Origin of the sequence: Nakamurella alba, from assembly GCF_009707545.1 — a bacterium.
Classification (GTDB): Bacteria; Actinomycetota; Actinomycetes; order Mycobacteriales; family Nakamurellaceae; genus Nakamurella; species Nakamurella alba.
Genome location: NZ_WLYK01000001.1, coordinates 785,731 through 809,255, shown reverse-complemented (window position 1 = coordinate 809,255; position 23,525 = coordinate 785,731). Strand labels below are relative to the sequence as shown.

The 23,525-nt window shown below is 73.2% G+C and carries 18 protein-coding genes; 8 read left to right on the top strand and 10 right to left on the bottom strand.

What is annotated here, in order from left to right:
• Nucleotides 1-7: 7 nt before the first annotated feature.
• The 4 genes from GIS00_RS03565 to GIS00_RS03550 form a co-directional block, all read right to left on the bottom strand.
• Nucleotides 8-1,027 (bottom strand): methionine synthase, encoded by a 1,020-nt coding sequence (locus tag GIS00_RS03565; RefSeq protein WP_154766978.1) that lies wholly within the window; start codon nucleotides 1,025-1,027, stop codon nucleotides 8-10.
• Entirely contained in the window at nucleotides 1,024-2,094 is a 1,071-nt protein-coding gene (mnmA, locus tag GIS00_RS03560) for a tRNA 2-thiouridine(34) synthase MnmA (protein ID WP_154766977.1), read from the bottom strand. Before mnmA ends, GIS00_RS03565 begins: the two co-directional genes overlap by 4 nt.
• Complete coding sequence (locus GIS00_RS03555; protein WP_154766976.1) at nucleotides 2,091-3,287, bottom strand: cysteine desulfurase family protein; 1,197 nt, start codon at nucleotides 3,285-3,287, stop codon at nucleotides 2,091-2,093. Before GIS00_RS03555 ends, mnmA begins: the two co-directional genes overlap by 4 nt.
• Before the next feature lie 61 nt (nucleotides 3,288-3,348).
• On the bottom strand, nucleotides 3,349-4,533 hold the full coding sequence (locus tag GIS00_RS03550) for a hypothetical protein (protein WP_154766975.1): 1,185 nt from the start codon (nucleotides 4,531-4,533) through the stop codon (nucleotides 3,349-3,351).
• A gap of 48 nt (nucleotides 4,534-4,581) precedes the next feature.
• On the opposite strand from GIS00_RS03550, the gene GIS00_RS03545 reads away from it, so the two are divergent.
• The gene (locus tag GIS00_RS03545; RefSeq protein WP_322097435.1) at nucleotides 4,582-5,010 is read left to right on the top strand and encodes a Fur family transcriptional regulator; all 429 of its coding nucleotides are present in this window, start codon (nucleotides 4,582-4,584) and stop codon (nucleotides 5,008-5,010) included.
• Here GIS00_RS03545 and GIS00_RS03540 read toward each other — a convergent pair.
• The 4 genes from GIS00_RS03540 to GIS00_RS03525 all read right to left on the bottom strand — a co-directional run bounded on the left by GIS00_RS03540 (nucleotide 4,918) and on the right by GIS00_RS03525 (nucleotide 8,150).
• Nucleotides 4,918-5,889, bottom strand: coding sequence for a lysophospholipid acyltransferase family protein (locus GIS00_RS03540; RefSeq protein WP_196073099.1), 972 nt, complete (start codon nucleotides 5,887-5,889; stop codon nucleotides 4,918-4,920). The two genes, GIS00_RS03545 and GIS00_RS03540, sit on opposite strands and share 93 nt — an antisense overlap.
• On the bottom strand, nucleotides 5,886-6,659 hold the full coding sequence (locus tag GIS00_RS03535) for a GNAT family N-acetyltransferase (protein WP_230313096.1): 774 nt from the start codon (nucleotides 6,657-6,659) through the stop codon (nucleotides 5,886-5,888). The genes GIS00_RS03540 and GIS00_RS03535 overlap by 4 nt, the downstream gene beginning before the upstream one ends.
• 146 nt (nucleotides 6,660-6,805) lie before the next feature.
• The gene (locus GIS00_RS03530; protein ID WP_154766972.1) at nucleotides 6,806-7,306 is read right to left on the bottom strand and encodes an SRPBCC domain-containing protein; all 501 of its coding nucleotides are present in this window, start codon (nucleotides 7,304-7,306) and stop codon (nucleotides 6,806-6,808) included.
• Between the two features lie 97 nt (nucleotides 7,307-7,403).
• A complete protein-coding gene (locus GIS00_RS03525; protein WP_154766971.1) occupies nucleotides 7,404-8,150 on the bottom strand; it encodes an aspartate/glutamate racemase family protein in 747 nt (248 codons plus the stop codon).
• A gap of 91 nt (nucleotides 8,151-8,241) precedes the next feature.
• Between GIS00_RS03525 and GIS00_RS03520 the strand changes: the two genes are divergently transcribed.
• Together GIS00_RS03520 and GIS00_RS03515 are read left to right on the top strand one after the other, a co-directional pair.
• Nucleotides 8,242-8,466, top strand: coding sequence for a hypothetical protein (locus tag GIS00_RS03520; protein ID WP_154766970.1), 225 nt, complete (start codon nucleotides 8,242-8,244; stop codon nucleotides 8,464-8,466).
• A complete protein-coding gene (locus tag GIS00_RS03515) occupies nucleotides 8,463-9,425 on the top strand; it encodes a nucleoside hydrolase (protein ID WP_154766969.1) in 963 nt (320 codons plus the stop codon). Before GIS00_RS03520 ends, GIS00_RS03515 begins: the two co-directional genes overlap by 4 nt.
• Nucleotides 9,426-9,468: 43 nt before the next feature.
• On the opposite strand, the gene GIS00_RS03510 is transcribed toward GIS00_RS03515, so the two are convergent.
• Nucleotides 9,469-9,918 carry a nucleoside deaminase gene (locus GIS00_RS03510; protein ID WP_322097434.1) on the bottom strand — a complete coding sequence of 150 codons (450 nt, stop codon included), beginning with the start codon at nucleotides 9,916-9,918 and terminating at the stop codon, nucleotides 9,469-9,471.
• Nucleotides 9,919-10,047: 129 nt separating this feature from the next.
• On the opposite strand from GIS00_RS03510, the gene GIS00_RS03505 reads away from it, so the two are divergent.
• A complete protein-coding gene (locus GIS00_RS03505; RefSeq protein WP_196073098.1) occupies nucleotides 10,048-11,076 on the top strand; it encodes an endonuclease/exonuclease/phosphatase family protein in 1,029 nt (342 codons plus the stop codon).
• A 20-nt stretch (nucleotides 11,077-11,096) separates the two neighbouring features.
• Here the strand turns inward: GIS00_RS03505 and GIS00_RS03500 are convergent, their stop codons facing one another.
• The gene (locus GIS00_RS03500; protein ID WP_154766966.1) at nucleotides 11,097-12,671 is read right to left on the bottom strand and encodes a phytoene desaturase family protein; all 1,575 of its coding nucleotides are present in this window, start codon (nucleotides 12,669-12,671) and stop codon (nucleotides 11,097-11,099) included.
• A gap of 97 nt (nucleotides 12,672-12,768) precedes the next feature.
• Here GIS00_RS03500 and GIS00_RS03495 point away from each other — a divergent pair, with 97 nt between their 5' ends.
• From GIS00_RS03495 to GIS00_RS03480, 4 genes are all read left to right on the top strand, one after another.
• Nucleotides 12,769-13,350, top strand: a complete 582-nt coding sequence (locus GIS00_RS03495) for a phage holin family protein (protein ID WP_230312740.1) — start codon at nucleotides 12,769-12,771, stop codon at nucleotides 13,348-13,350.
• An 84-nt stretch (nucleotides 13,351-13,434) separates the two neighbouring features.
• Nucleotides 13,435-17,283 (top strand): ABC transporter ATP-binding protein, encoded by a 3,849-nt coding sequence (locus tag GIS00_RS03490; RefSeq protein WP_322097433.1) that lies wholly within the window; start codon nucleotides 13,435-13,437, stop codon nucleotides 17,281-17,283.
• Between the two features lie 191 nt (nucleotides 17,284-17,474).
• Nucleotides 17,475-21,260, top strand: coding sequence for a multifunctional oxoglutarate decarboxylase/oxoglutarate dehydrogenase thiamine pyrophosphate-binding subunit/dihydrolipoyllysine-residue succinyltransferase subunit (locus GIS00_RS03485; RefSeq protein WP_322097432.1), 3,786 nt, complete (start codon nucleotides 17,475-17,477; stop codon nucleotides 21,258-21,260).
• Between the two features lie 269 nt (nucleotides 21,261-21,529).
• Nucleotides 21,530-23,518 carry a VanW family protein gene (locus GIS00_RS03480; protein WP_154766965.1) on the top strand — a complete coding sequence of 663 codons (1,989 nt, stop codon included), beginning with the start codon at nucleotides 21,530-21,532 and terminating at the stop codon, nucleotides 23,516-23,518.
• The last annotated feature ends 7 nt before the right edge of the window (nucleotides 23,519-23,525 follow it).

The following is a 23,525-nucleotide window of genomic DNA, read 5'->3' as shown; positions in this document are numbered from 1 at the left end:
CGCCGGGCTACCAGCCCTCGGGCAGATCCTGCAGAGCGCGGCCGAGCTCGGCGACGGTGTGCATGGCGGTCCGTGCCCACTCCGGGGCGGCTCCGGCCAGCCCGCAGGTGGGCGTCGGGACGACTCCGGCGAGGTCCTTGCGCGGCAGACCCAGCCGGTTCCACAGGTCCAGCAGCGGTCCGGCCCACTGCCGGAGCGGCACGGCGGGTCCGACAGGGGCGACGCCCGGGAGCAGGCCGGCCAGCAGCACGGTGCCGGCCTCCAGCGCCTCGCCCACCGGGTCGAGCCGGCCGGCGGAGCTGCCGAGCGCGGTGACGTCCAGCGAGATCGCCTGCACCCCGGCCGCTCTCAACAGGTCGATCGGGATCTGCGGGTGGCAGCAGTGCGCGACGACCGGGTGCTCACCGATGGCCGACACGAAGTCCTGCAGCACCGGTCCCGCCGTGGCCCGGTCGATCGACCGGACGGTGCCGAAACCGGAGGCGGTGGGCAGGCTCCCGGCCAGGACCGCCGGCAGGCCGGGCTCGTCGACCTGCACCACGAACCGGGTGCCGGGCAGTCGCCGGGTCAGCTCGGTGAGCTGCTGCGTCAGGCCCTCCGCCAGCGAGGCGGACAGGTCGGTCACCGCGCCGAGGTCCAGCAGGGCGCGGTTGCCCGACGGCAGTTCGATCCCGGCGGCCAGCGTCCACGGCCCGCAGACCTGGACCTTCACCCATGCCGCGCCGGCGTAGTGCTGCTCGGCGGCGTCCAGGTCCCAGGCCAGGTAGTCCTGCGCCCGCTGCACGTCACGGCCGGGCCGGCGGCTGATCCGCCAGCCGCTCGGCACGACCTCCCCGTACACGTCGACCAGCAGGCCCACCGCCCGGCCGATCATGTCGGCGCCCGCACCACGGCCGGGCAGTTCCGCCAGGTGCGGCAGGTCGGGCAGTTCGCCGGCCACCGTGCGGGCGGCCTCGTCGGCGGACGTGCCGGGCAGCGATCCGACACCGGTGGCAACGCCGCCGGAGGACCAGGCGCGGTCGGTCATGCCGCCCGCACGATGGTGGCGGCGCCGATGACGTAGCGGTCCTGCGGGTCGTAGAGCACCACGGTCTGGCCGGGGGCGATGCCGCGCATCTTCGCGTCCAGCCGCACCTGCAGCCGGCCGTCGACGAGATCGGCGACCGCCGGCACGGTGGCGCCGTGCGCACGCAGCTGGGCGACCGTGCGCAGCGGGAACTCGGGTGCGGCGCCGGTGGAGAAGACGATCCGCTCGCCGGTCAGCGAGTCGACGTCCAGTCCGTCCACCGGGCCCACGGTCACCGTGCCGGAGACCGGTTCGATGCCGAGCACGAACCGTGGCTTCCCGTCGGCGGCCGGCCGGCCGAGGCCCAGACCCTTGCGCTGGCCGATGGTGTAGCCGTAGAACGCGTCGTGCCGGGCCAGCTCCTCGCCGGATGCGGCGTCGACCACGACACCCGGCCGCTCGCCCAGTTTCTCGCGCAGGTAGCCGCGGGTGTCGCCCTCCGGGATGAAGCAGATGTCGTACGAGTCCTTCTTGCCGGCCACCGCGAAGCCGCGCTCCGCGGCCAGCTCCCGCACCCGCTCCTTGGTCAGCTCGCCGAGCGGGAACATGGTGTGCGCCAACTGCTCCCGGGTGAGCACGGCCAGCACGTAGGACTGGTCCTTGGCGGCGTCGACCGAGCGGTGCAGCACCCCGTCGACCAGCCGGACGTGGTGCCCGGTGGCGACCGCGTCGAAGCCGAGGGCGATCGCCCGGTCCAGCAGCGCGGCGAACTTGATCTTCTCGTTGCACCGCAGGCACGGGTTCGGGGTGCGGCCGGCGGCGTACTCGGAGAGGAAGTCGGCCACCACGTCCTCAGCGAACTCCGCGCTGAAATCCCAGACGTAGAAGGGGATGCCGAGATGATCGGCGACCCGGCGGGCGTCATGGGCGTCCTCGATCGTGCAGCAGCCGCGGGAGCCGGTGCGCAGCGTGCCGGGCTGCCGGGACAGCGCCATGTGCACGCCGGTCACCTCGTGCCCGGCCTCCACCGCCAGTGCGGCGGCCACCGCCGAGTCCACCCCGCCGCTCATCGCGGCCAGCACCTTCATCGGCGGATCAGCGCGCCCGCCGCCCGGGCGCGCTCGACCACCGCCGGCAGCGCGTCGATGACCGCGTCCACATCGGCCTGCGTCGAGGTGTGCCCGAGCGAGAAGCGCAGGGCCCCACGGGCCCTGTCCTCCTCCAGCCCCATCGCCAGCAGCACGTGGGACGGGCGGGCCACCCCGGCGGTGCAGGCCGAGCCGGTCGAGCACTCGATCCCGCGGGCGTCGAGCAGCATCAGCAGCGAGTCCGCCTCGCAACCGGTGAACCGCAGGTGGGCGTTGCCCGGCAGCCGGGACGGTGCCCCGTCGACCAGGCCGAGTCCGGGATCACCGGAGAGCGCGACACCGGCCACCGCGGTCGAGGCCCGGTGGATCAGGTCGTCACGCAGGGCCGCCAGCAGGGCCGCCCGCTGCGGCTGGTGCGCCACCGCGTCCCGGACGGCCACGGCGAAGCCGGTGATGCCGGCGACATCGAGTGTGCCGGAGCGGATCCCGCGCTCCTGGCCGCCGCCGAAGAGCAGCGGCGCGACGGCCTGCTCCCGACGCAGCAGCAGCGCGCCGACCCCGGTCGGGCCACCGATCTTGTGCGCGGTGACGGTCAGCGCGTCGGCGCCGCTGCGACCGAAGTCGACCGGCAGCTGACCCAGCGCCTGCACCGCGTCGGTGTGCAGCGGGATGCCGTGCCGGTGGGCCACTCCGGCCAGCTCGCGGATCGGGTTGACGGTGCCGACCTCGTTGTTCGCCCACATGACGCTGACCAGCGAGACGTCGTCCGGGTTCTCGGCGATCGCGGCGGCGAGGGTGTCGGCGTGCACCCGGCCGTAGTCGTCCACCTCGAGCCAGCCGATCCGGGCCTCCCCGGCGCGCTCCAGCTGCTCCGCGACGTCCAGCACCGCGTGGTGCTCGACGGCGGCCAGCAGCAGCCGGGTCCGGCGCGGGTCGGCAGCCCGGCGCGCCCGGTGGATACCGGCGACCGCCAGGTTGTCCGACTCGGTCCCGCCGGAGGTGAAGACCACCTCGCTGGGCCGGGCGCCGAGGTCCCGGGCGATCGACTCCCGGGCCTCCTCCACCCGCCGCCGGGCGGCCCGCCCCGAGGAGTGCAGGGACGAGGCGTTGCCGCAGGTCGACATGGCCTCGGCGACAGCGGCGACCACCTCCGGCAGGACCGGGGTGGTGGCGGCGTGGTCGAGATAGGTCATGGCCCTCCCAGGGTAGGCGCTCCGCGGGCGCCCTTCGACATGCGCGGCGGACACTCCAGGCTCAACCCGGCGGGGAGCTGCGCCAGCTGGTCAGGTAGACGTCACGGGCGGCGAGGCTGACCGCGACGTCGTCGATCAGCGGGACGAAGAACTGGGCGCGGTACTGGGCATCGGTGCTGCTGTGCACGGTGAAGTACAGGCCCGACAGCACAGCGATGAACAACGCCATGTGGACCAGCGAGTTCGGCACCGGCAGCCGCAACCCGAACCAGGTGCCCGGGGCCGCCGTCGCGCCGGACCAGGTCTCCACGATCGCGGTCGGCAGCATGATCGCGCCCAGTACGACGAAGAGCACCAGCACCACCACCGTGAACAGCACCACCTGGATGGCCTGCGCCACCAGCAGCACGCCGAGCACGTTGACCTTCTCCCGGAACAACATCGGCGGGCGGGTGGGTGGCACCGGCATGGACGCCATCGGGGTGCGGACCAGGATCCGCTCGGCCTCGCCCTCGGTGCGCAGCCGGCGGCGGATCCCACGCAGCTCGTCGCGCAGCTGGGTGATCATGAAGGCCAGGGCGATGGCGGCCAGGAAGGCGGTCGTCCGCCAGACGACCGCCCGGTCCGCGGTGGCCGCCCACTGCCAGAGCTCGCCGGTGAAGAACACCACCACGGTCAGCATCACCAGCGGCAGTGCCCGGCCGCCCATGGTGCCCAGCGCGCCGAGCTGCCGCCAGGCGAAGCGGGCCGCCCACCAGAGCACCGACCCGGCGCCGAGGTAGTTCATCAGCACCACCAGGACGTCGGCGAGCAGGTGCAGGCCGATCACCGGCAGCAGATCGGCGCCGACCTCCCCGTCCACCACCAGCGACCCGACGACCGGCACCAGCACCGCCATGGTGACCACCACCACCGGCGCCACCCAGCCACCGGCCGGGCCCCGGGTCATCCGGGCGACCAGCGCGCCGACCAGCGGCGGCACCACCACCGAGGCGCCGATGAGGATCCAGAGCAGGGTCAGCCAGCCGGACGAGCCCAGTCGGCGGTCGTACTCCTCGTCGGGCACGTCAAAGATCCCGAACATCAGGATCGCGACCAGTTCCAGCACCGCCAGCGCGGCGACGAACGAGCTGCTGCGGCGCACGATCCGGTACGCCCGCACCCGCGGTGTCAGCACCAGCGGCAGCCCACGGTCGAGGAAGAACCGCTGCGCGCTGTCCCTCACGGGCGGCCGGGTGGTGGTCACCCGTGGATTGTGCCGGGTGTCCCCGGACCGGTCACCTATCCTGGACCCGTGCCCACCCTGACCGAGCGGCTGACCACCCGTGGCTGGCGGATGACCCCGCAGCGCCGGGTGATCAGTGCACTGTTCGACGTGAGCGCGTCGCAGCACGTGCATCTGACCGCCGACGACGTGCTGGAGCAGGCCGTCGCCGTGCTGCCGGACATCAGCCGGGCGACCGTGTACAACACCCTGGGCGAGCTGGTGGACGCGGGCGAGCTGCTCGCGGTCAGCGTCGGCGACCGCATCACCCGGTACGACCCGAACGTGCACACCGAGCACCACCACCTGGTCTGCACCGGGTGCGGCGCCATCTTCGACGTCCCCGCCCTCCCGGTACCGCCGCCGTCACCCGGCGGCGAGGCCGGCGGCTTCGTCGTCGAGGCGGCGGAGGTCATCTACCGCGGCCGCTGCGCGCGGTGCGCCGGGCAGGACGCGTAGTCCCGGTCGTCCGCGCCGGGCGACATCCCGGTGCAGCACCGGGATCCCGAGATCCCGGGCGACGGCCGACTCCACCAGCGTGGTGACCGTGCGTCGGTCCACCGCCCGCCGGCCGGTGCCCGCAATGGCCGGCACCGGTACCAGCCAGTGGATCTCGGCGACCAGCTCGCGGCTGGCCACCACCCGGCGCAGGCACCGCAGCAGCGACTCGTCGCCGACGAACGCCGCCGCGGTGGACGCCCCGCTCGCATCCCGGTAGCGCACCGTCACCGGGCTGACCACCACCGCGGCATCGATCGCGGCCTGGAAAGCGGCCCGGCGGAAGGGATCCAGGGCGGTGCCGCAGCGGGTGGTGCCCTCCGGGAAGACCTGCACCCGGTGGCCGGAGCGCAGGGCCGCAGTGATGTCATCGACGGTGCGCGGCAGGTCGTGCAGGCTGTCCCGGCGCAGGAAGATGCTGCCGCTGCTGCGCGCCGCCCAGCCGATGACCGGCCAGCCGGCCACCTCCGATTTGGCGACCATCAACATCGGCGCACCGGCCGACAAGGCCAGGATGTCGAGGAACGACAGATGGTTGCCGACGACCAGCGACGGCCCGCTGCGGGGCGCGCCGGTGACCTCCCGGCGCACGCCGAGGGCACGCAGCACCCAGCGGGATCCGCGGGTGCGGGCCCGCGCGGTCCGGCGGATGCGCCCCGGCCCCGGGACGGCGAGCACCAGACCGAGCCAGGTGAGCCCGACCGCCAGCGCCACCGCGAGCGCGCACCAGCGGCGGGCCCGGGTGACCGGGCCGACCGTCGCGCCGGGGTGGCCGGCGCAGTCGGCCGTGCACGCGGCACGCCGGCACGGCGGTGCCGGCCGGGACGCGGTGCGGGTCAACGGATCGGCCCCAGGAAGCGCCGCAGGTAGCGCTGGTCGGTCTGCTGGAGATCCAGCAGCATCAGGAAGTCGGCCGTGCCGAAGTCCTCGTCCCAGGCCGGCGCGCCGCACACCTGGGCGCCCAGCCGCAGGTACCCGCGCACCAGCGGTGGCACCTCGGCGCGGGAGGCGGCCGGGATCCCGGCCATCGGGAACGGCCGGCGCGGTGTGCAGTGCAGCGCGGTCGGCGCCCGGTGGCCGAGGGCGGCCAGGTCGGCGAACGCCGCGGCCGCCCGCCCGCCGTCCTCGACGTGGAAGGAGGCGCAGCCCAGCAGGTACCGGTGGCCGGCACCGGCCATGTACCGGGCGATCCCCCGCCAGAGCAGCGAGATCGCCGTGGCACTGCGGTGATCCGGGTGGACACAGGCCCGGCCGGCCTCGACCGTCCACTCCAGCAACCCGTCCAGCGGGCGCAGGTCGAACTCCCCGGACCCGTACAGGCCGGCGTGCCGCGGGCGCCGGTGGTTCTGCCCCGGTGGCAGCAGACGGTAGGTGGCCACCGGGATCTCGGGCCGGATGCCGTCCGGCGACCACCAGACCACCAGGTGGTCGCAGATGTCGTCGAAGTCGTCGATGTCGAAACCCTCGGGGCCGGGGGTCCGCGCTCCCCCTTCGATGCGGAACACCTGGTCCCGCAGTTCGCACACGGCCAGCACATCGCTGCGAACAGCGGCCAGGCCCAGCCGGTAGCCACCGGCAGACGCAGTTCCCGGGTACGTGCCCGGCACCATCTCGATGGTCGTCACACCCCGGGACTGTCGGCCGCGAATCGGTCGGGGGTACCACCTGCGGGTGTCGTGTCGGTGTTGCTCCGGTGAAGGTGTTGCTGCGGTGAGAATGTTGCTGCGGTGAGGGTGTTGCTGCGGCGAGGGGGTGCTCAGACCTGCGCGGCCAGGGCCCGGTAGCCGGGCAGTACGGCGGAGAAGGTGCTGTCCCAGTCGAACTCGCCCGCGGACTCCGGCGTGGTGGGATCGAGTATTGCGCCGAGGGAGTCGAGGTGGGCGTGCCAGCCGGCGGCGTAGCCGATCCACTGGTCCTCGGGCAGCAGGGTGTGCATCACGGCCAGCTCCGACCCGCCGGCCGCGTCCCGGATGCGGACCTCGACCTCGCCCAGCGGACGGCCCTCGACCAACCAGCTGATCCGGTAGCCGCCGTCGTCGCAGGCCAGCACGGTGCCGTGGGTCCGGTTGCCGGGACCGAAGTCGATCTCGTAGTCGCCGCCGGCGCGGAGGTCACCGCCGACCGGGGCGAACCAGCGGGCGATCCGGGCCGGGTCGGTCACCGCCGACCACAGGTCGGCGGCGGTGGTCCGGTACTCCCGGACGAAGGTCGCGCTGGGGGCACCGTCGCGGCGCTGCAGGAGTCCGTCGAGCTGCATGGTCGGTCCTCTCGGTGGGCGAGCCGATGATGCGGCATCCGCCGCACCCGCACCACACTAGAACCTCAGACTTATATAAGTCCAGGCCGTTGGAGACTCAGGCGTCGACCGGCACCGGTCGGTGCAGCCCGACCGGCCACCCCGGCCGGTCCTTGAGCAGGTCGGGGCGGGTGTACGGACCGGCCTTGCTGGTCGTCTTGCCCAGCCGGACCAGCGACTCGCACAGCGCGACGGCGGCGGCCACCCCGTCGATCACCGGGACACCGAGCGCGCGCTCGAGCTCCAGGTCCAGCCCGGCCATCCCGGCACAGCCGAGGACCAGCGCGTCGGCTCCGGCGGCGATCAGCTCGCGGCCGCCGGCGATCAGCGCCGCCGCGGTGCGGTCGAGGTCACCGTGCAGGTCCAGCACGCCGATGGCGGTGGCGCGGATGCCCGCGCACCGCCCGGCGACGCCGGCCGTGGCCAGCGAGTGCTCGATCCCGGCGACGGCGGTCGGTGCCGTGGTGACCACGCCGAACCGGTGACCCACCAGGACCGCGAGAGCCGCTGCGGCCTCGGTGATGTCGACCACCGGCACGTCCAGCAGCTGCCGCGCACCCTCCCGGCCGTGCTCGCCGAATCCGGCCATCACCACGGCGTCGAAGCTCTCCTCGGTGGTCGCCAGCAGATCCAGCACGGCGGCGGCGGAGATGAAGCTCTCGTAGAAACCCTCGGCGGAGGAGACCCCCCAGGACGGCTCCACGGCGACGACCCGGGTCCCGGGCAAAGCCGCTGCCCGCGCGACATCGCCGATGGCGGCCGTCATCCCGGCCGAGGTGTTGCAGTTGACGACCAGGATCCGCATGCCACCGACGCTAGGCGGCGACCGGGGGGTGCTGGTGTCGGTCGCGCTACGGGAGCGATATATCTCCCGCGGATGGTGGCAAGCTGGTGGGGTGTCGAACCCCACGCCGCCGGAAGCCCGCGTCCCCCGCTCCACACACGTCCTGCTGGTCAGCGTGATGCTGTTCTTCTTCACCTTCCTGACCGTGTTCACCCTGCAGGCCGCCTGGTACCTGTGGATCGTGCCGATCGCCTTCGGCGCGGTGGCCGCGGTGATCCTGGCGCAGCGCTGGCAGCGCCGGCAGCAGCGCCTCGCCGAGGCCGCCGCCCGCCGATGAGCCCGACACCGGTGGTGATGGACGTCGACACCGGCATCGACGACGCCCTGTCCCTGCTCTTCGCGGTGCGCAGCCCGGACATCGACCTGCGGGCGGTGACCTGCGTGACCGGGAACGCCCCGGTCGACCAGGTGGTCCGCAACACGCTGTACGTGCTGGACGCGGCCGGTGCCCCGGAGATCCCGGTGGCCCGCGGCGCCACCCACCCGCTGCTGGTCGACCCGGAGCACGCCGGGCACGTGCACGGCGCCGACGGCCTCGGCGGGTTCTCCCGGCCCAGCGACCGGCGGGCGTCGTCGTCGACGGCCGTGCAGCTGCTGCACCAGGTGCTGATGACCGCCATCGGCATCGGCGAGCGCATCACCCTGGTGCCCAGCGCGCCGCTCACCAACATCGCCCTGCTGCTGCGCACCCACCCAGAGGTCGCACCCGGCATCGAGCGGATCCTGTTCATGGGCGGCTCGGCCGGCCGCGGCAACGCCACCGCTGCGGCGGAGTTCAACATCTGGCACGACCCGGAGGCCGCCGCGGTGGCGCTGCGCGCCGCCGGCGAGCTCGACATCCCGGTCACCATGTACGGTCTCGACGTCTTCGAGGACGTCGTGGTCACGGTCGACGAGGCGGACCGGCTGGCCGCCCTGCCCGATCCGGCCGCCCAGCTGGCCGGCCGGTTGCTCCGGTTCTCCGCCCGCACCTTCGGCCGCGACGGCGCCACCATCGGCGACGCCGGCACGGTGTGCGCGGTGGCGGACCCGGACGGACTGACCACGCAGCTGTTGCCGGTACAGGTGGTGCTGGACTCCGGGCCTGCCCGCGGGCAGACCCTGGTCGACCGCCGGACCTGGGCCGGGGACCACAGCACCGACCCGAACCCGTTGCGCGCCACGGGTGTCGACGTCGCACTCGCCGTCGACGGCCCGCGCTACGCGCAGCTCTGGCTGTCCACGTTGGGCGGCTGAGTCCCCCCTTCCCGATCAGACCCGGCCCGATCAGTCACGGACGTCAGTCCTGGACGCCGATGTCCTCGTTCCACAGGCTCGGCTCGGCCGCGATGAAGTCGGTCATCATCTGCACGCACTCCGAGTCGTCGAGCACCACCACGTCCACGCCGCGACTGCGCAGCAGCTCCTCTCCGCCCAGGAACGTACGGTTCTCGCCGATGACCACGCGCGGGATCTTGTAGAGCAGGATCGCGCCGGTGCACATGTCGCACGGGGACAGCGTGGTCACCATGGTGGCGCGGGCGTAGACCGAGGCGGGCAGCCGGCCGGCGTTCTCCAGGCAGTCGGTCTCGCCGTGCCGGATGGCGCTGCCCAGCTGCACCCGCTTGTTCCAGCCGATCGCGACCACCTCGTCGTCCACCACCAGCGCACCGCCGATCGGGATACCGCCCTCGGCGAGACCCTGGCGGGCGGCGGACACCGCGGCGGCGAGCAGTTCCTGATCGGTCACGTGATCCTCCGGTCCCCGACCGCCGACCGGTCGCTGCCGAGCATGATCCCAGCACGACCCGCCGGACATCACACCGGCCGGTGCCCGATTCCCACACCGGGATCACCCGGGGTCGGGCACGCTGGACGTATGACCGGGACCGCCCACGGGGAGACCGCCGCACCCCGGACGTCCCGCCGGTGGCGCCGGTGGGCCTGGCTGCCGGTCGGTGCCGGACTGCTGGCCGCGGTGCTCACCGTCGACCCGGACGCGGTGGGCCTGGCCGGCACTCCGGGCTACCTGCACGCCGTCTCCTTCCGCGGGCTGACCGCGCTGGGCTTGCTGGGTGCGGCGGTGGTCGGTGCGGCCACGCTGCTGCTGCCGCGCACCGGACGGCCGTGGATCCGGTTGGTGTCCACCGGCACGCTGCTGGCCCTCGCCCTGGTGCAGGGCGGCATCGTGCTGGCCCGCGGCTGGTCGGCCGCCCCGGACACCACGACAGCGGCCGACCTGACGGTGGTCTCGTTCAACACGCTGCACAGCGCGACGACGGCCGAGCAGATCTCCGGCCTGGTCGTCGCGGCCGGGGCGGACGTGGTGGCGCTGCCGGAGACACCGGCCGTGACGGCCCGCCGGGCGGCGGAACTGCTCGCGGCACAGGGACTCCGGTACCAGGTGTTCCACGGCTCCGACGGCACCGGCCCGACCCAGACCACCAGCCTGCTGGTGGCCGAGGGCCTCGGCGGCTACCGGCAGGTGGCGGCCCCGTACATGATGCTCGGCGCGGTGCGGGTGGAACCGGTCTCCGGGGACGGGCCGGTGCTGGCCGCCGTGCACCCGCCGGCCCCGGTCGCCGCGGTCGGGTACGGCACCTGGCAGCACTACGGTGGCATCGCACTGGACCAGTGCCGGAACACCGGGAACGCCGTGGTGGCCGGTGATTTCAACACCACCGTCGACCATCCGGCGTTCGCCGACCTGGGACACTGCGTGGACGCCGCGACCGCCGCCGGTCGCGGCGCGGAGGGCACCTGGCCGTCCTCCCTGCCGTCGGCCCTGGCCACCCCGATCGACCACGTCTTCTACACGGGCGAGCAGTGGCGGGTGCTCGGCACGCACACCGAACGGATCGGCGGCAGCGACCACCGGGCCCTGGTGGTCCGCCTCGCCCTGCGCTGATCCGGGCCCTCGCCGATCGATCAGGCGAGCAGCGCGTCGACCGCGGCCGCGCCGCCGAGTCCGGAGACCCCGCCGCCGCGGCGGGATCCCGCTCCGGCCAACAGGATCCGGCGACTGCCGGGAACGGCCACGCCGAACGCCTGCGCCGGGGAGTCGACCTCCTCGTCGTCCGCCAGCCACGGCCAGGACAGGTCACCGTGGAAGATGTTCCCGCCCGGCATCAGCAGGTCCCGCTCCAGGTCGAGCGGGGACGCCACGTCCAGGCACGGCCGGCCGTCCACATCCCGGGCCAGGCACTCCTCCAGCGGCTCGGCCAGGTGCAGCTGCAGGGCGTCCAGCGCGGACCGGGCCGCCGCCGCCCGGGCGGCCACGGGATCGGCGCGGAACAGCGCGTCCGGGGTGTGCAGGCCGAACAGGGTCAGCGTGGCGCCGCCCCGGCCGGCCAGGATGCCCGGATCGGTGAGCGAATGGCAGTAGACCTCGCCGGGCAACGCAGTCGGCAGCGCCCCCGCCACCGACAACCGGTACGCCGCCTCGAGCTGGTCGAAACTCTCCTCGAGATGCGTGGTCCCGGCGAAGGCCTCGGCCGGATCGGCGCCGGAGAGCAGGCGCGGCAAGCGGTCCAGCAGCATGTTGATCTTCATCTGGGCGCCCACCGGCCGGTCGGGCACCTCACCGCGCCAGCCGGCCACCACAGCCGGTGCCACCGCCGCCAGCAGATGGGCGGCCGGCCACTCCCGGCCGGTGGTGTCCACCGCGACCACCCCGTCGGCGGCCTCGTGGACCTGCGCGACGGTCACGTCGGTGACCAGGTCGACACCGAGCCCGCGCGCCCGGGCCAGCAGCGCGTCGGCGACCCCACCCATGCCGCCGACGGGCACCAGCCACTCCCCGGTGCCGCGGCCGATCAGGTGGTAGAGGAAGCAGCGGTTGGCGAGCAGCCCGGCGTCGAACAGCGATGTGTGGGTGCCGATCAGGCCGTCGGTGGCCACAACCCCGCGCACCGTGTCGTCGGCGAACCGGCCGGTGATGGTCTCGCCCAGCGGTCGTTCCGCGATCTCGTCCCAGATCCGGCTGCCGGCGGTGGCGACCACGGCGTCGCGGACCGCCGACCGGCGGCGCAGCGGCCCGGTGAGGGCGGGTGCGACCACGGCGGCGAGGGCGGCCAGCTCGCCGTAGAACTGCTGCCAGGCAGCGAACTCCGCGCGGCCGCCGGTCAGCGCGGCGAAGGACGCCTCGGTGGCCGGACCGGGATCCCGCTCCACCAGCAGGCCGCCGGCCCGGCCGTCCCGGCGGACCGGGGTGTACGACGACACCCGGCGGGAGGCGAGCGGCAGGGTGATGCAGAGCCGGTCGGCCAGCTCCGCGGGGAAGAGCGAGACCAGGTAGGAGTAGCGGCTCAGCCGGACCGGGATCCCGGGGAACACCGCGGCGCCCAGGGTGGCACCACCGAGGTGGTCGGCGGCCTCCAGCAGCCGCACCCGCAGGCCCGCCTGCGCCGCGAGGATCGCGGCCACCAGGCCGTTGTGGCCACCGCCGACGACGAGCACGTCCACGGCGGCGTCGCTCGGTGCATCACCCCGGCTGCCGGTCATCAGCGCACCGTAGCGGTGATCGGTCCCCTCCGGGCTGCGCGGCTCGGTACGGTTCCGGTCAGGAGCAGCACCGACACCGACCCACAGGAGCCCGCCAGTGCAGAACGACGGACCCGAGCAGGCACCCGACCACGGAGGTGCCCTGCCCTACAGCGGTGACGGGGGCACGCCGGACCTGACCAAGGGCGCGGATCCGTACGCGGCCACGGCCGCCGCGCCGGAGGCCTATCCGGGACAGCCGGCCTACCCGCCTCCCGGGCAGCCGACGTACGCGGCGCCCGGTGCCTACCCGGGATACGGCGCGCCCGGCCACGGCTATCCCGGTCAGCACCCGGGCCAGTACCCCGGCGGCTACCCGATGCAGCCGCCCCCGCCCGGACAGCGGCGCAACGGCATGGGCACCGCGGCCCTGGTGCTCGGGATCATCGGCATCGTCTTCGACCTGGGCGCCTTCGGCATGCGCAACGGCAGCGGCGGCGGAGCGATCCTGATCGCCGGCGTGCTGCAGATCCTGGCCATCGTCTTCGGCGCGGTCGGGATCGGCCGGGCCCGGCGGGGCGAGGCCACCAACCGCGGCGCGGCGGTGGCCGGTCTGGTGCTCGGCATCGTCGGGCTGGTCCTGGTGCTCCTGCTGATCCTGCTGCTGGCGGTCTTCCTCTCCAGCTTCCACCTGTACTGAGCCGCCGGTACCGATCCCGGGCCGGGCTACGCCCGCGGCGAAACCCGGGGGCGGGCTGTCGGGGCGCGTGGTTACCGTGGCGGCGTGCCACCTTCGACCGCCACCGGGACGACCGGGACCACCGCTCCGGGGGCGCCGACCGACGGAACGACGGCTCCGGTCGCGGCCGGCGGCCACCGGCGGTGGATCGCCCGGATCTGGGCCTACTGCTGGCGGCACAAGGTCATCACCTCGCTGGCCGCCGTCGCCGGCCTCGGCGGCGTCGGCCTCGGCGCGCTGACCCCGTGGCTCACCGGTCTCGCCGTCGACGACGCGACGGACGGGCGCACCGACGCCCTGGCGCCGGTGATCGTCGCCCTGGTCGCACTTGCCCTGGTCCGGTTCGGGTCCTCGTTCCTGCGTCGCTGGGCGGGCGGCCGGATGTCGCTGGACGTGCAGCACGACATGCGGCAGGACGTGTTCGGTGCGCTGTCCCGGCTGGACGGCGCCGGCCAGGACGCACTGCGCACCGGCCAGGTCGTCTCTCGCGCGTCCTCCGACCTGCAGGTGGTGCAGGGCCTGCTCGCGATGGTGCCGCTGTCCGCGGGGCAGGTGGTGCTGTTCGTCGCGTCGCTGGTGCTGATGGCGTTCCTGTCACCGCTGCTCACGGTGATGGCGCTGCTGGTGGTCCCGGCGGTCTGGCTGCTGGTCCGGGCCACCCGGATCGTGCTGTTCCCGGCGACCTGGGCGGCGCAGCAGTCCGCGGCCGAGGTCGCCGACATCGTCGAGGAGGACGTCACCGGCGTCCGCGTGGTCAAGGGCTTCGGCCAGGAGGAGCGGGAGCTGCGCCGGCTGCGCACCGGCGCCGGCCGGCTGTACCGGGACCGGCTGCGCGCCGTCCGGCTGACCGCCCGGATCTCCCCCGGCCTGTCGTCGGTCACCGCCATCGGCCAGGTCGGTGTGCTGGCCCTGGGCGGCTACCTGGCGCTGCGCGGTGTCGTCTCGCTCGGCACCTTCCTGGCCTTCTCGCTGTACCTGGCCCAGTTGGTCGCGCCCACCCGCACCCTGTCCTACCTGCTGGTGCTGGCCCAGCAGGGCCGCGCGTCGGTCGAGCGGGTGCTGGACATCATCGATTCCAAGGCCTCCGTCACCGAGCCGGACCGGCCGGAGCGGCTGCCCGACGGGCCGGTCGCCGTCGACCTGACCGCGGTCCGGTTCGGCTACACCTCGGACGAACCGGTCCTCGACGGGTTCGACCTGCACGTCCCGGCCGGCGCCACGGTCGCCCTGGTCGGCGCGTCCGGCTCCGGCAAGTCCACGGTCTCGCTGCTGCTCCCCCGCTTCTACGACCCGCAGCAGGGCACCGTCGCGCTGGCCGGCACCGACATCCGCCGGCTGTCCTTCGCCGAACTGCGCGGCACGGTCGGCGTGGTGTTCGAGGAGGCCTTCCTCTTCTCCGACACCATCGGCGCCAACATCGCCTACGGCCGGCCGGACGCCACCGCGGAGGACGTGCGGACCGCGGCCCGGGCCGCCGAGGCGGACGAGTTCATCAGCGCGCTGCCCGACGGGTACGACACCGTCATCGGGGAGCGCGGTCTCACCCTGTCCGGCGGCCAGCGGCAGCGGCTCGCGCTCGCCCGGGCGATGATCACCGACCCACGGGTGCTGCTGCTGGACGACGCCACCAGCGCGGTCGACCCGGCCACCGAGGCCGCCATCCACGCCACGCTGCACCGGCTGACCCGGGACCGCACCACGCTGCTGATCGCCCACCGCCGGTCCACCCTCGAGCTCGCGGACCAGGTCGCCGTGGTGGTCGGCGGCCGGGTCGTCGACCAGGGCAGCCACGAGGACCTGCTGCTGCGCTGTGCTCCCTACCGGGAGCTGCTGGGCGGCGACACCGGGGATCTCGACGGCGGCGGGGTCGAGCTGCGGACCGCCCGCCCGGCACCGGTGGACGGGGGTGTCACACCCGAGCTGTGGCCGGACGCCGACCCGGCGGACGACGGCGACCCGGCCGATCACGGTGCCCGGCTCGCGGCCGCGGCGGCCGCCCGGGTCGGACCCCGGATGCGGCCCGCGGGCGGTGGACCCGGAGGCGGCCTGATGGGCGGTGCCGTGCAGGCCACCCCGGAGCTGTTGGAGAAGGTGCGGCAGCTGCCGCCGGGCACCGACGACCCGCCGGAGCGACCGGTGGACGAGGCCGTCGCCGCGGGCGAGGGCCGCCGGTTCTCCTTCGGCGGCGCGCTGCGGCCGTTCCGCGCCCTGCTCTGGACCGCGCTGGTGCTGGTGGCCCTGGACGCCGCGGCGCAGATCGCCATTCCCGCACTGGTCCGCGGCGGCGTGGACCACGGTGTGTCGGCCGGCGCGATGGACGTGGTGTGGCTGATGTCCGGGCTGGCTCTGCTGGTGGTCGCCGTCGACTACGTGGTGCAGCGACGGCAGCTGGTGGTCACCGGCAAGGCCGGCGAGGGCGTGCTCTACACGCTGCGCACCCGCGAGTTCGCGCACCTGCAGCGGCTCGGCCTGGACTTCTACGAGCGCGAGATGTCCGGCCGGATCATGACCCGGATGACCACCGACGTCGATGCGCTGTCGACGTTCCTGCAGACCGGTCTGGTCACCTCGGTGGTCTCGCTGACCACGTTCCTCGGCATCGCCATCGCCCTGGTGGTGATGAACCCCGGCCTGGCGCTGCTGGCCTTCGCCGTGCTGCCGCCGCTGTTCGTGGCCACCTTCTACTTCCGCCGGTTCTCCGCCCGCGCCTACGACGACGCCCGGGAGAAGGTCAGCGCGGTCAACGCCGACCTGCAGGAGAACGTCTCCGGGATGCGGATCACCCAGGCGATGCGGCGCGAGCAGGCGAACGCCGCCGGGTTCGCCGCCCGCAGCGACGACTACCGGCGGTCCCGGATGCGGGCGCAGACCGCCATCTCCGTCTACTTCCCGTTCGTCGCGCTGCTCTCCGAGCTGGCCGCGGCCCTGGTCCTCGGGGTCGGCGCGGAACGGGTGGCGGCCGGCACCGTCACCGCCGGGACGCTGATCGCCTTCGTGCTCTACCTGGACTCCTTCTTCACCCCGATCCAGCAGCTGTCCCAGGTGTTCGACAGCTACCAGCAGGCAGCGGTCGGCCTGCGCCGGATCGGCGAGCTGCTGTCCACCCCGACCAGCACACCGGTCGCCGCGCACCCGCTCACCGCCCCGCCGCTGGCCGGCGACGTGCGCGCCGAGCGGGTCGGCTTCCGGTACTCGACCGCCGACGAGGGGGCGTCACCCGCGCTGGTGGACGTCGACCTGGAGTTCCCGCCCGGCCGGACGATCGCCGTGGTCGGCCCGACCGGCGCCGGGAAGTCGACCCTGGTCAAGCTCATCGCCCGGTACTACGACGTCACCGACGGCACCGTGCGGGTGGACGGCACCGACATCCGGGACTTCGACCTGCCGTCCTACCGGCGGCGGCTCGGCGTGGTCCCGCAGGAGCCGCACCTGTTCGCCGGCACCGTCCGGGACAACATCGCCTACGGCCGACCGGACGCCACCGACGCCGAGGTCGAGTCGGCCGCCCGCGCGGTCGGCGCCATCGACGCGGTGGCCGCGCTGTCCGGTGGTTTCCGGCACCGGGTCGACGAGCGCGGGCGGAACCTCTCGGCCGGACAGCGGCAGCTGGTGTCGTTGGCCCGCGCCGAGCTGGTCGACCCGGACATCCTGCTGCTCGACGAGGCCACCGCGGCGCTCGATCCCGCGGCCGAGGCCGCCGTGCTGGCGGCGACCGACCGGCTGGCCAAGGGCCGTACCACCGTCGTGGTCGCGCACCGGTTGACCACCGCGTCCCGGGCCGACTCCATCGTCGTGATGGACCACGGCCGGGTGGTCGAGACCGGCACGCACGCCGACCTGCTGGACGCCGGTGGCCTCTACTCCCGGCTGTACCGGGAGGACCCGGCCGGCTGACCCGTGGGTGCCGACGGGTGAGCGACGGGTGAGCGACCGGCCCGACGCGCGACCCGAACGGAGGTTGCGCGGTGTCCGAACCGTCCGGTGTGGGACATGTCCCATACCTCTTCCGACGAAGCGTCGACAAGCGGTCTAGCCTTGACGGGTCACACACATCACCCAGGAAGACTGAGAAGGCGGAAGCGACAGTGTCGTCAGCCACGACCACGCCCGAATTCGGACCCAACGACTGGTTCGTCGAGGAGAAGTACCAGCAGTTCCTCGCAGACCCGGCGAGCGTGGAGCCCATCTGGCGGGACTTCTTCACCGATCCCGTGGCCGAGCACCGCAAGGCCAACGGCAACGGGGCCGCCGCTCCGGCCCCCGCTGCCGCTGCACCCGCCGCAGCTCCTGCACCAGCCGCAGCTCCGCCTGCTCCGCCCGCCGCCGGCGCCCCGCCGCCGCCCCCGCCGCCGAAGCGCGCGACCGCCGCCCCGGCTGCTGCCGCACCGGCTCCTGCCGCGCCCGCCGCTCCTGCGCCGGAGAAGGCCCCGGCCCGGCCGGCCACCACCGCCACCCCGGACGACCTCGCCGCGGCGAAGGCCGCCAAGCAGGCGAAGGCCGACCAGGCCGCCGCGGCCGCCGAGCCGCAGGAGTCCGCCGCCCCGCTGCGCGGGGCCGCCGCCGCCGTCGTGCGCAACATGACCAGCTCGCTGGAGTTGCCGACCGCCACCTCGGTGCGCGCCGTCCCGGCCAAGCTGATCGCCGACAACCGCATCGTCATCAACAACTTCCTGCGCCGGCAGCGCGGCGGGAAGGTCTCGTTCACCCACCTCATCGGGTACGCGATCATCCGCGCGCTGGCCGACTACCCGAACATGAACCGGCACTTCGCCGAGGTCGGCGGCAAGCCGCAGGTCGTCACCCCGGCGCACGTCAACCTCGGGCTGGCCATCGACCTGCCCGGCAAGAACGGCCAGCGCTCGCTGGTCGTCGTGCCCATCAAGGGCTGCGAGTCGATGAGCTTCACCCAGTTCTGGTCGGCCTACGAGGCCGTCGTCCGCAAGTCCCGGTCCGGCCAGCTGACCGCCGAGGACTACGCCGGCACGACCATCTCGCTGACCAACCCGGGCGGCATCGGCACCGTGCACTCGGTGCCGCGGCTGATGACCGGGCAGGGCGCCATCATCGGCGTCGGCGCCATGGAGTACCCGGCCGAGTGGCAGGGCGCGTCCGAGAAGACGATCGCCGACCTGGGTATCAGCAAGATCATCACGATCACCTCGACCTACGACCACCGGATCATCCAGGGCGCCGAATCGGGCGAGTTCCTGCGCCGCATCCACCAGCTGCTGCTGGGCGAGGACGGCTTCTACGACAACGTCTTCGCCTCGCTGCGCCTGCCCTACGAGCCGGTGCGCTGGGTGCCGGACGTCAACCAGGGCAAGCAGGGCCAGATCGACCGCACCGCACGGATCCTCGAGCTGATCGACGCCTACCGGTCGCGCGGTCACCTGATGGCCGACACCGACCCGCTGAACTACCGCCAGCGCAAGCACCCCGACCTGGACGTCATCTCGCACGGCCTGACCCTGTGGGACCTGGAGCGGGAGTTCCCGGTCGGCGGCTTCAACGGCCAGCAGTACATGAAGCTGCGCGACGTGCTGGGCGTGCTGCGCGACTCCTACTGCCGGACCATCGGCACCGAGTACATGCACATCATGGATCCGGTGCAGCGCAAGTGGATCCAGGACCGGGTGGAGGCCAGGCACTCCAACCCGACCCCCGAGGAGCAGAAGTACATCCTGGGCCGGCTCAACGCGGCCGAGGCCTTCGAGACCTTCCTGCAGACCAAGTACATCGGCCAGAAGCGCTTCTCGCTCGAGGGCGGCGAGACGGTCATCGCGCTGCTGGACGCCGCGCTCAACAAGGCCGCCGAGTCCGACATGGACGAGGTCGTCATCGGGATGGCGCACCGTGGCCGGCTCAACGTGCTGGCGAACATCGTCGGCAAGCCGTACTCGCAGATCTTCCGTGAGTTCGAGGGCAACCTGGATCCCAAGCAGGCGCACGGTTCCGGCGACGTGAAGTACCACCTGGGCGCGGAGGGCAAGTACATCCGCCCGTTCGGCGACGGCCAGGTGGACGTCTCGCTGGTCGCCAACCCCTCGCACCTGGAGGTCGTCGACCCGGTGCTGGAGGGGCTGACCCGGGCCAAGCAGGACCTGCTCAACCGTGGCGAGGGCGGGTTCACCGTCATGCCGCTGGCGATCCACGGCGATGCCGCGTTCGCCGGTCAGGGCGTGGTGGCCGAAACCCTGAACCTCTCGCTGCTGCGCGGGTACCGCACCGGCGGCACCGTGCACGTGATCATCAACAACCAGGTCGGCTTCACCACCGCCCCGGAGGCCTCGCGCAGCTCCGAGTACTGCACCGACGTCGCGAAGATGATCCAGGCGCCGATCTTCCACGTGAACGGCGACGACCCGGAGGCCGCGGTCTGGGTGGCCCGGCTGGCGGTCGAGTACCGGCAGACGTTCGGCAAGGACGTCGTCATCGACATGGTCTGCTACCGCCGCCGCGGTCACAACGAGGGCGACGACCCGTCGATGACCAACCCGCTGATGTACCAGATCATCGACGGCAAGCGGTCGGTCCGCCGGATCTACACCGAGGCCCTGATCGGCCGCGGCGACCTCTCCCCCGAGGACGCCGAGGAGGCGCTGAAGGACTACCACCTGCAGCTCGAGCGGGTCTTCAACGAGGTCAAGGAACTGGAGCGGGCGGTGGCGGCGCCGTCGCCGACCATCGAGGCCGAGCAGCCGATCCCGCCGAAGGTGGAGACCTCGATCAGCCTGGAACAACTCCAGCACATCGCCGACGCGCAGATGACCTTCCCCGAGGGCTTCACCGCGCACCCCCGGGTGAAGACGGTGCTGGAGCGCCGGGTGGAGATGTCCCGCAACGGCGGCATCGACTGGGCCTTCGGCGAGCTGCTGGCCTTCGGCTCCATCGCGATGGAGGGCCGGCTGGTCCGGCTGACCGGCCAGGACTCCCGCCGCGGCACCTTCGGGCAGCGGCACGCGGCTCTCATCGACCGCAACACCGGCGCGGAATACGTTCCGCTGCAGCACCTCTCGGAGGGCCAGGGCAAGTTCCTGGCCTACGACTCGGCGCTGACGGAGTACGCCGGGCTCGGCTTCGAGTACGGCTACTCGGTGGCGAACCGGGATGCGCTGGTGCTGTGGGAGGCGCAGTTCGGCGACTTCGTCAACGGCGCCCAGTCGGTGATCGACGAGTACCTGTCCTCCGGCGAGGCGAAGTGGGGTCAGCAGAGCGGTGTCGTGCTGCTGCTGCCGCACGGCCACGAGGGCCAGGGCCCGGACCACACCTCGGGCCGGATCGAGCGCTTCCTGCAGCTGTGCGCCGAGGGGTCGATGACCGTCGCGGTGCCGTCCACCCCGGCCAACTACTTCCACCTGCTGCGCCGGCACGTGCTGGACGGCGTGCACCGGCCGATGATCGTCTTCACGCCGAAGTCGATGCTGCGCAACAAGGCCGCGGTCTCCGCCGTCGAGGACTTCACCACCGGCAAGTTCGAGTCGGTCATCGCCGACTCGACGGTCGACCCGGCCGGCGTGCAGCGGGTGCTGCTCACCTCCGGGAAGATCTACTACGAGCTGGAGGAGTACCGCCGGAAGAACGGGATCACCGACACGGCGATCGTCCGGATGGAGCAGATCTACCCGGTGCCGCGCCGCAAGCTGGCGCACATCCTGGAGGCGTACCCGAACGTCACCGACTTCCGCTGGGTGCAGGAGGAGCCGGCCAACCAGGGGTCGTGGACCTTCCTGGCGCTGGCGCTGCCGGAGATGCTGCCGCGGCTCACCGGGATCAAGCGGGTGTCCCGCCGGTCCATGGCCGCGCCGTCGGCCGGGTCGCTGCGGGTGCACGAGGTGGAGCAGGCCGCCGTTGTGGCGGCAGCGTTCAGCTGAGTGTCACAGCGTTCAGCTGAGTGTCACAGCGTTCAGCTGAGTTGTTCGTCCGACACCGCCGGTGCGCTGCAGCGCACCGGCGGTGTCGTGTGCCGGGGCTCTGTGTATCGAGCACCGTGAACCGAGCACTGTCCGGTGTGGTGTCGGTCCCGGTTCGTCCGTTCCGTGCCACGGCGGGTGGTGCCTTCGGCAGGATGGAGCACCGGTGCCGGTCCGGCGAGGACCGGCACGAGAAGGCCGAGCAGTGCAGACCAGAGTGAGGACCGACTGTGCCCGACCCCGGAGATCCGACGCCCCCGCGCCCGTACGGGCCGGGGCAGGACCCCGACGCCACCGTGCACCTGGGCCGGTCCGCGATGCCCGGCCGGCACTCCCGGCCGGAGCCGGACGCCGAGCGGACCGACGTGCTGCCGGTGGTGCCGGCTGCTCCGGCCGCGCCTGATCCTGTTGACCCCGCACCGGAGGCAGAGCCGATGGCGGAGGAGTCCCCGGTGCGTCGGAAACGGCCGGGCTGGCTGATCCCGGTGATCGCGGCGGCGGCGCTGGTGCTCCTGGTGGCCGGCGCCTACCTGGTGGATCTGCTGCGCACCTCCGGCGAGATCGAGGCCGGCACCACCATCGGCCACGTCGACGTGGGCGGGCTGACCCCGGAGCAGGCCCGCGAGCGACTGGCCACCGAGGCGGCCGGTCTGCAGCAGCCGTTCTCGGTGCAGGCGCACGGCGAGACGCTCACCCTGGACCCGGTCGCCGCCGGGCTCGACTTCGACATCGCCGCCTCGGTGGCGGCCGCCGGCACCCGCTCGGCGAACCCGGTGGACCGGGTGCGGGCGCTGTTCGGCACCGAGCAGGATCTGCCGCTGATCGCCACTGTCGACGAGACGGCGCTGACCACCCAGCTCGAGGGCCTCGCGGCCGAGTCCGACGTCACCGCCGTCGAGGGCGTCGTGGAGCTGACCGGTAACGAGGTCAGCGCGATCGAGCCGGTCACCGGACGGCTGCTGGACGTGCCCGGCTCGGCGGACCTGATCTCCGCCGCCTGGCTCTCCGGCAACCCGGCCACCGCGGCCGGGATCGAGCTGCCGGTGGACGAACAGCCGGTGCGGGCCACCATCGAGCTGACCCGGGAAGCGGTGGCCGAACTGGACACCCTGCTGTCCGGTCCGGTGATCCTGTCCGCGGCCGGTACCGAGGTCGGCCTGCCGATCGCCCGGATCGCCGCCGCGATCACCGTGGTGCCCGACGAGGCCGGCGGCTGGGCGGTCACCATCGACGAGGCGTCGCTGATCGAGCTGCTGCTGCCGCAGCTGCAGGCCGTCGAGACGCAGCCGGCGGACGCGTCGATCGGGCTGGTCGACGGCGCCCCGAAGATCACCCCGGGCGTGGACGGCCGGACGCTGGACCGGGCCGCCACCACCACCGCACTGGCCGACGCGCTGCGCGGCAGCGACCGCCGCATCGACGCGGCCTACACCGTGACCGAACCCGGCACCACCACCGCCGAGGTGGAGGCGCTGGGCATCAGGGAGGTCGTCTCCGAGTTCACCACCGGCGGCTTCGCCTACGACTCCGGCCAGAACGTGCGGATCGTGGCGGAGGAGGTGCAGGGCGCGATCGTGCTGCCCGGCGAGACCTTCTCGCTGAACACCTACACCGGGCGGCGCTCCGAGGCGGAGGGGTACGTGGAGGCGGGGATCCTGGAGAACGGCCGGCCGGCCCGGGCGGTGGGCGGCGGCATCTCGCAGTTCGCCACCACCACCTACAACGCCGCCTACTTCGCCGGTATGGAGGACGTCGACCACCAGGCGCACTCGATCTACATCTCCCGCTACCCGGAGGGCCGGGAGGCCACGGTGTTCCAGAACCCGGACGGCAGCAGCGTCATCGACCTGGCGTTCAAGAACAACTTCGAGACCGCCGTGCTGATCCAGACCATCTGGACCGAGTCGGACATCACCGTCCGGTTCTGGGGCACGAAGACGGTCGAGGTGGAGTCGATCACCGGCGAGCGGTACGACTTCACCGCCGCTCCCGAGGTCACGATCCCCTACGGCGAGAGCTGCAGCCCGACCGGCGGCAGCAGCGGGTTCACCGTCGACAACACCCGCATCGTGCGGGATCTCGCGGGCAAGGAGATCGAGCGCAACGAACAGTCGACCTCCTACAACGGCAGCGTGAAGGTCATCTGCGAGCCCGCCCCGGTGACCAGCTCCCCCTCGGCGCCGAGCGCCCCGCCGCCGGCCACCACCCCCGCCGGCTGACCCGGGT